A 3,313-nucleotide genomic window follows, 5' to 3' on the forward strand; every position below is an offset into this window, starting at 1 on the left:
GGCAGGTGCTCACTGCGATGCTGCCGGTGTTGCTGATGGCCGGTTGCGCCGGCCATCAGCAGCTCAGTACGGTGGACACCCGTGCTGAGAATGTGGATCACCAGCGCCTGCGTACCGAGGGCAATGGTGGCTCCGGCCAGGTGCAGCCGTATCGGCTGCAGCCAAGTGAGGGCTACCGCATGCCGCAGTTGTACGCGGCCCAGGACCCGGTGGTCGGGACACGCGATCCACGCCGCGAGCTGGCGCCCACCGTGGTGTGCCTGCAGGTGGTGGTGGATGCCGAAGGCAGGGTAGAGCGCAGCGTGGCCCTGACCGATCGGCCCGAATGCGTGGCGGGCGCTGCGGCAGAGAATGCGCCGCTGCTGCAGGCGGCGCAGGAGGCGGTGGCGCACTGGCTGTTTTCACCGGCGGCGGTGTGTCACTACGCTGCCGGCGTGGTCCCGGGCAAACGCGGGGATTGCGAAGGCGCGGAGCGGATCGAGCCGGTGCCCGTGAGCCTGCTGTATGCCTTCACCTTTGAAATCGTGCACGGGCAGCACACGGTGCGCCGCCAGGGACGCTGATTACCGTGGTGGCGGCCGGTGACCGGCAACCGCACCAACCGATCATCGCCGGGTTGCCGGCCAGCGGCCGGCACTACGATCGGTGGGGGCCACCCTGCAGGTTCGCCTTCACCGACGGATGCATCAGCGCCGGCTCGGCCAACGTGGCATCGCGCGCCTGCCGGGTGGCGACGAACTCGGCTTCGCTGACGCCGTCATGCAGGTGGATGTTGCGCGCGCGCTGTTCGCCGACCGTGGTTTCGTTGGCGACCTCGCGACCGCCCGGGCCGTAGTCGTGACAGATGAACACGCGGGTGCCGTCGGGCAGGGCGAGCAGACGCTGGATCGAACGGTACAACTGCGCCGCGTCGCCACCGGGGAAGTCGCAGCGGGCGGTGCCGCCATCGGGCATGAACAGCGAGTCGCCGGTGAACAGTGCATCGCCGATGCGGTAGGCGACGCTGTCACTGGTGTGGCCGGGGACGGCGATCACCTCGGCATCGATGTCGCCAAGCGCAAAACGCTCGCCATCGGCGAACAGATGGTCGAACTGTGAGCCATCGGTGGGCACGTCCAGCGCATAGCGTGGCGCGAACGTCTTTTGCACCTGCACGATACCGTCACCCATGGCCAGCGTTGCCTGCGGCCACTGCTGCCTGAGCCAGCGGCCCGCGCTGACGTGGTCGGCATGGGCGTGGGTTTCCAGCAGCCAGCGCACCTGCAGGCCGCGCTCGCGCACGTGCGCAAGCAGCGGTTGCAAAGGCCCGGCACCGAGCGCGTCGGTATCCGGGTCGTAGTCCAGCACCGGGTCGATCACCGCCGCCTGCAGGGTCGCCGGATCGTGCACCACGTAGCTGAAGGTATGGCTGTCGGGGTGGAAGAAACTGGCGACGTGCAGTGACATGGTGATGGCCTCAGCGTTTGCCCAGGGTGGCGTTGAGCAGCACCGCCAGGCGTTCACCGGCCAGGCGCAGCTCCTGCTCCGCGATCGGGCGATAGGTCGCGGTGTATTCCGCACCCAGCGTACGCTTGGTCGGGTAAACGCCAGGTGCAATGGCGATACGGCAGCTCGCTTCGGCCCACTGCACGGCATCGGTGGCAATGTGGGAGCGCTTGCCCAGCGTTGGTGTGGGCAGGGCCATCAAACGCTGCAGATACTGGTCATCGTCCAGYTTCTGCTCGCTGAGCATGCCGCTGTCCCACAGCGAGTGCAGGTTGGTGCCGCGGTTGTTGTACTGCACCTGGAAGTCGTTGCCGCCCTTGTCGTGGCCGTAACCGGCGTGCATCGGCTGGTGGATGTCGCCGGCGAAATGGACGACGAACTTCAGCGCCTGGGCGCGTTCAGCATCGGACTTGCTGCGATCACCGAGGATGGCGGTCTGTGCCTTTAGCGCTTCGACCACGCAGTTGCCATTCTTGCAGTGCTTCTGCACCTGGTAATGGCAGTCGTCCTCGCCGATGTTGACGTAATGCCAGCCAGCCGAGCGCTTGCCCAGGCCCGGGTCCTTGGCGCGCAGCTGGTCGGCCCACGGGGCGATGGCGTGCAGCGTAGGGTCCGGCTCGCTGGCGAGCAGGCGGTCGACCTCGGCCTGGGCCTGCGGGGTGAGGCGGGTTTCGGCGATGCGCGCGACCAGGCGATGGCCTTGGGYGCCCCAGGCCAGGGCATCGGCGGAGACGAAGGTGAGGGCCAGCGCGAGGGCGGTGGCAGGGATCAGGGAGGCGATTTTCATCGGCAGCATTCTAGCGGGCCGTCCGCCGGGCGGCTTGCCCGGATCTGGCTGGCGGCGGTGCGGCGGGAGTACGCTGGCGCCGGATCGACAACGGGAGTGGCGACGGTGCAGAAGGTGCTGGGTCTGATCGGCGGCATGAGCTGGGAGAGTTCGGCGCACTACTACCGGATGATCAACGAACAGGTGCGCGATGCACTGGGCGGGATGCACTCGGCGCGGCTGCTGCTGTGGTCGTTCGATTTCGCCGACATCGAAGCGATGCAGCGCGCCGGGGATTGGGTGGCGGCGACGCAGGCGATGGTGGCGGTGGCACGGCAACTGGAAGGCGCAGGCGCGACGGCGGTGGTGATCTGCACCAATACGATGCATCTGATGGCCGAGGAGGTGCAGGCGGCAATCGGGGTACCGCTGCTGCACATCGCCGATCCGGTGGGCGAGGCGATCCAGTCCTTGGGGCTGGCGCGGGTGGGCCTGCTCGGGACGGCCTTCACGATGGAGCAGGATTTCTACCGGGTACGATTGGCGCAGCGGTATGGGCTGGAGGTGCTGGTGCCGGAAGCGGACGACCGCACACATGTGCATCGAATCATCTACGAGGAGCTGGTGCAGGGCCGCGTGCTGGACGCATCGCGCGTGGTGTACCAGGGCGTGATGCAGCGGCTGGTGGATCGCGGCGCGCAGGCGATCATCCTGGGCTGCACGGAGATCATGCTGCTGGTGGGCGATGACGATGCAGCCGTGCCGTTGTTGGACACCGCCGCGCTGCACGCGCAGGCCGCCGCGCAGCACCTGCTCTCCCCCCGGTAGAGCCACCCCATGGGTGGCTGCTCGCAATGCCGGATCGAACAAGCGTTCGTCATTCATCCGCGTGGCGCGCTGTGAACCCTTCCAGAGCGCCCGACCCACCGACCAAAGACCAAAAATGCCTGGCCTCCACCTGCATACCGCAAGCCGAGCCCCGTCGCGGCCGGTAGGCCCCTGGGCAAAATAAAGGAGGAGGCCGCTCCGCGGCCGRGGGACATTTGCGCCAGGGGCCTACCG

Annotated in this window: 4 protein-coding genes; 2 read left to right on the plus strand and 2 right to left on the minus strand. The window is 67.7% G+C overall.

The window, feature by feature from the left end; genetic code table 11:
* The first annotated feature begins 17 nt into the window (after nucleotides 1–17).
* Nucleotides 18–563 carry a hypothetical protein gene (locus AC1DR7_RS20100; RefSeq protein ID WP_256776069.1) on the plus strand — a complete coding sequence of 182 codons (546 nt, stop codon included), beginning with the start codon at nucleotides 18–20 and terminating at the stop codon, nucleotides 561–563.
* A gap of 73 nt (nucleotides 564–636) precedes the next feature.
* On the opposite strand, the gene AC1DR7_RS20105 is transcribed toward AC1DR7_RS20100, so the two are convergent.
* Together AC1DR7_RS20105 and AC1DR7_RS20110 are read right to left on the minus strand one after the other, a co-directional pair.
* Nucleotides 637–1,446 (minus strand): MBL fold metallo-hydrolase, encoded by an 810-nt coding sequence (locus AC1DR7_RS20105; protein ID WP_457318093.1) that lies wholly within the window; start codon nucleotides 1,444–1,446, stop codon nucleotides 637–639.
* Nucleotides 1,447–1,456: 10 nt separating this feature from the next.
* Entirely contained in the window at nucleotides 1,457–2,272 is an 816-nt protein-coding gene (locus tag AC1DR7_RS20110; protein ID WP_478076655.1) for a S1/P1 nuclease, read from the minus strand.
* Nucleotides 2,273–2,377: 105 nt separating this feature from the next.
* Between AC1DR7_RS20110 and AC1DR7_RS20115 the strand changes: the two genes are divergently transcribed.
* Nucleotides 2,378–3,079, plus strand: a complete 702-nt coding sequence (locus AC1DR7_RS20115; RefSeq protein ID WP_457318091.1) for an aspartate/glutamate racemase family protein — start codon at nucleotides 2,378–2,380, stop codon at nucleotides 3,077–3,079.
* Nucleotides 3,080–3,313: the final 234 nt, after the last annotated feature.

The organism is Stenotrophomonas sp. P5_A9 (genome assembly GCF_056400525.1).